The sequence below is a fragment of the uncultured Brachyspira sp. genome (assembly GCF_944390595.1).
In the GTDB taxonomy this organism is placed as follows: Bacteria; Spirochaetota; Brachyspiria; order Brachyspirales; family Brachyspiraceae; genus Brachyspira.
Genome location: NZ_CALXRN010000062.1, coordinates 1 through 4,474 on the forward strand (window position 1 = coordinate 1; position 4,474 = coordinate 4,474).

5 protein-coding genes and 1 pseudogene are annotated in these 4,474 nt (G+C 21.5%); 2 read left to right on the forward strand and 4 right to left on the reverse strand.

All coding sequences use genetic code 11. The features are described 5' to 3' along the window. The coding region (locus Q0J90_RS03260) for a DIP1984 family protein (RefSeq protein WP_297276546.1) at positions 1–362 on the reverse strand (362 nt) is incomplete at its 3' end. A gap of 151 nt (positions 363–513) precedes the next feature. Here Q0J90_RS03260 and Q0J90_RS03265 point away from each other — a divergent pair. Further along, entirely contained in the window at positions 514–1,497 is a 984-nt protein-coding gene (locus Q0J90_RS03265; protein WP_297276547.1) for a D-alanine--D-alanine ligase, read from the forward strand. Positions 1,498–1,556: 59 nt separating this feature from the next. On the opposite strand, the gene Q0J90_RS03270 is transcribed toward Q0J90_RS03265, so the two are convergent. The 3 genes from Q0J90_RS03270 to Q0J90_RS03280 form a co-directional block, all read right to left on the reverse strand. After that, positions 1,557–2,366 (reverse strand): DinB family protein, encoded by an 810-nt coding sequence (locus tag Q0J90_RS03270; protein ID WP_297276548.1) that lies wholly within the window; start codon positions 2,364–2,366, stop codon positions 1,557–1,559. A gap of 76 nt (positions 2,367–2,442) precedes the next feature. Then, a complete protein-coding gene (locus Q0J90_RS03275) occupies positions 2,443–2,970 on the reverse strand; it encodes a ComF family protein (protein WP_297276549.1) in 528 nt (175 codons plus the stop codon). After that, on the reverse strand, positions 2,963–3,457 hold the full coding sequence (locus tag Q0J90_RS03280) for a hypothetical protein (RefSeq protein ID WP_297276550.1): 495 nt from the start codon (positions 3,455–3,457) through the stop codon (positions 2,963–2,965). The genes Q0J90_RS03275 and Q0J90_RS03280 overlap by 8 nt, the downstream gene beginning before the upstream one ends. A 602-nt stretch (positions 3,458–4,059) precedes the next feature. On the opposite strand from Q0J90_RS03280, the pseudogene Q0J90_RS03285 reads away from it, so the two are divergent. After that, positions 4,060–4,474 (forward strand): annotated as a pseudogene (locus Q0J90_RS03285) (sensor histidine kinase); the annotation flags it as partial.

Consider the following 4,474-nt stretch of genomic DNA (forward strand, 5'->3'; position numbering starts at 1 on the left):
TTAACATTGACAAGCACTTTCATTTTAACTTCATTTTTAGCATTTCTGTAATCTTTGCTATTAAGCTCTTTTAAAACAGTTTTATAAATTTCCATTTCTCTATATAATTTATCCCTAATCTTTACAGCATCAGAAATTGATATTCCTATATGAAGTTTGGTCTCATGCTCTTTATTATCTATTTTTAAAATTAAATCTGAAAGCTCATTATTTATTTCTATATATTTTTTTATTAATTCATCAGGATTTTCATTGTTTTCATTATCATCCTTTACAGCTACATTGCTCTTTACTCTTTTTTTAAGCTCATCTTGCTTTTTTATATATTCATCTCTCTTTAATATAGCCTCTCCTAATTTCATAAATACCTCCTTTTTTTATTATTATAATAGTATAACAATAAAGATATTTCAATAAATAAAAATTTTAAAATTATAGAATTTTCAAATTATACGATAATTAATAGTATTTAGATTATTTATGAATATACAAAATAAAATTCATGGATGAAATATGATATTAAATGAAGAATTAAAAAAGAAAATATTAGATCATTTTAAAAATCAGAAAATAGCCGTTTTATACGGAGGAACCAATGAAGAAAGAGAAGTATCTATTAGAAGCGGACAAAATGTTTTTAAAGCATTAACAAGTTTTGATGAGCTTAAAGATAATTGTATTTTAATAGATGTTCAGGATTATTTTGAACTAGTAAATATTTTAAAAAAAGAAAAGATAAAATACTGCTATAATATACTTCATGGAACTTTCGGAGAAGACGGAGCTATACAGGGACTTTTGGAAACACTTAATATAAAATATACCGGAGAGAATATTTTAGTAAGTGCTGTTTGTATGAATAAGGTTTATACTAAAATAATATGGAAATCTTCAAATGTATCAACATCTGATTTTTTCCTTCTTGAAAATGTAAGCTCTGTTAATGATGAGGGCATCAAAGCTGATAATAAAGTATTTAACTTTCCTATAATATTAAAGCCTATATCAAGCGGATCTAGTGTAGGAGTATCACTAATAAAAAGTAAAAATGAATTTGAAAGTATAGTTGATAAATTAGATAATGTAAGCAATTATTTTATAGAGCCTTATATAAAGGGTAAAGAAATAACTATAGGATTAGTTAAAGAGTGCGATGATATTTGTGTATTTCCTATATTAGGTATAAATTCAAAAAATGAAATATACGATTATGATGCAAAATATACTCCTGGAAAAACAGAATTAGAAATGCCTGCAAAAATATCAAAAGAAATAGAAAATAAAGTTATAGAAACTGCTAAAAAAGCATATACTGTATTAGGCTGCACAGGTCTTTGCAGAATAGATGCAATCATAGGTGAAAATAATGAAGTTTATTTAATGGAAGTTAATACTCAAAGCGGTATGACTGACACTTCAGATATACCTGCTATGGCCAAATATAAAGGAATGGGATTTGAAGACATTGCTTTATATGTTTTAGGACTGCTTCAATAAAAATTAAGAATAAAAAATCCTCCAAATAAAATTATATTTGGAGGATTATGTTATAAAGATCAAATAATTGTCAATAAATTAGAATAATCATTGCTGTATCCCATCTGATCTAAAAGTGCAGAAATCTCACCTCTATGATGTGTATTATGATTAAGCTCATGCATTATTAAATGATATCTTGATTTTTTTACTTCTAAATTAGGAACTGAAACTTTTCCTGTTATATTAAAATCATCTATAGAATTAATTATTGCTATTATAACATCATCAAGTTTCATTCTTACATCTATCAAAGTTTGGAAATCTTTTTCTATATCTTTATTGAAACTAAAATCATCGTTCAAATAAGTTAATAACTCTTCATTTGCAATAGTTTTTTTATTTGAATATTTTCTATATACACTAAAGAAATACATATCGCATTGAATAATATGAACAAATATTCCATATATAGATTTAAAATGAGCTCCTGTATCTTTCTTCAAATCCTCTTCTTTAACTTTTTTCAAAATTTCAATAAGATTTGCATTGGCAGTTTTATTATATAAAGCCATCATATTCATAATTTTTTTTGCTGTTTTATCTTCAATAGCTTTTTTGCTTACAGCTATCTTTTTATTTACACCTTTTTCCACACTTTCTTTTTTAGCATTTATCAGATTAGTTTTCATCTGCTTAACTTTATCTGTAATATTTTTCTTCTCTTCCTGAAGTTTCTTTAATTGCTTAGTCTTTAGCTCCTTGACATTTTTCTTTAAATCTTTTGTTATGCTTGCTTTTATTTTTTCTATGTCTTTAATTTTTTTGTCTAATTTCTTAGACTCCATTTCTATTTTTTTAGTTAATTCTTTTACTTTAGATTCTATCATAATAATAACCCTTAATTTTTATTTTAATATATTATAATATTTTATTTTTGATAATTCAATATTATAGTAAAATATTTTATTTAAAAATATAATTTCTATAACAAAAAATTAAACATTCTAAATTAAATGAAAAAGAAAATTCTTTCAATAATCTAATAACCTCTTTTAATGTTTCCCCTGAAGCATAAACATCATCTATCAAAAGTACATTTTTATTTCTTAAATTATCAGCTCCTATTATTTCAAATGCATCTTTTATATTTTCATTTCTTTCTTTCAAGGTATTTAAAAATTTTTGTTCTTTTATATCTTTTTTTATTTTTATACAATCTAATTTTTTTATATTAAATTCATTAAAAAAATAATCAGCAAAAAAATTCATAACACCGTTATTTTTATTAGAAGGTATGTAAATTACAACATCGAATTTATTATTACTCTTAATATAATGTTTTATATTTTCTATTATTTTAACTGGAAAATCAATATTTTTACTTTTAAAAGCTCTAAGCTCATATCCAAGTTCTTTATCCAAGTCTCCAAGTGCTGTTACTTTTATATTATCAAAATAAAAAACTTTATACGGATTAAAAATATCATTCATTATTTTTTAATATAAGATAAATAATACTTGCAAATAAAACATTTACTATCATACCTTTATATCCATTAATAACACCGTTAAACCAAGTATTAATACTTACGTCGAAAACAAAAGTCAAAATAAAAGATGATAATCTTGCAGATACAAAAGCTAATAATACAATTAAAATAAATGATATACTTTTATTTCTTAACAGTACCACAATAGAAGAAAATACAATGCCTTCAAACATTAAAAAATACAAAGTCGGAGGCATAGGCATATTAGTAATGAAATAATTCATTAATGGAGAAGCTACAGAAAGTATTATCAAAAACAAAGGATTTAATATATACGCTCCTATAGACAAAGTAAAAAATATAGGCAGAAACTCATTTCCTTTTAATCCTAAAGAATGTGTCGAAATAGGGCATGCTAAACTTAATGCACTAAGAATAAATAAAATAAATATATTAATATTTAATTTTCTTAATGATAAACTTGTCATATTAATAATCCAGATATTATTTTGATATATTATACTTAAAATACAATTTTTTTCAAATTTAATCTGCCAAAAAATCAAATATAAAACTACCCTAACATATATGTTGATAATTTGTTAATAATAAATAAAAAACTATTAACATTATAAACAAATTTTAAATTAAGAAAAATTATAAATTCTATTATTAAATTCTTTATTTTAAACAAATACTCAAACTGTTAATATAAAAAAAGTTATCAACAATATATTATTAATAAAATTCTATTTTCTTCTTATATGCAAAAACTTATCAACATATAAACAGTTTAATAATAATAAAAAACATATTTAAAAAATTTAATATATAATATTATTATATTAAGAAAAATTATACATACTTCAAAATTTAAATTTATACCATGAAATATTAGATGAATTCAATTAATTTTACTATGTTGATAACTTGTTCATAATGTTAATAATTTTAAATATAAAATACTGTATAAATTCATAATAAAAATTCCTTTTATAAATTTAAACATTAAATTCAAAATTTGAATTTAATATTTAAATACCTAATTAGCTTTTTTAATTATTTCATGTTATAATTTAAAAAATATATTATGTTTATTTATATTGAGGCTATGAAACAAAGTTTTTATATTAATGATAAATTAAAAGATTTGATATCTAATCTTATATACGAAATACAAAATTATAATTGTGTAATATCAAAATATATGAACTTGGAAAAATATGATGAAGAATATAAAAATATAGTAATGAGGCAGTCTTTTTTTATAGATAGAACTATGGAAGCATTAAATGATTTTAATGATATAAATTCTAAATCATTTAGGCTTAATATGAATTTTGAAAATGTTGATAATATAATGAATAATGTTATTGAAAATTTTTCTGATATATTTAAATCTAAGAGAGTTAAATTTACTATAAATAATAATATGAATGATGATTGTACAGTTCTTATGGATAGAAATAAATTAATAAGCAGTTTATTTAATATATTAACTTTTA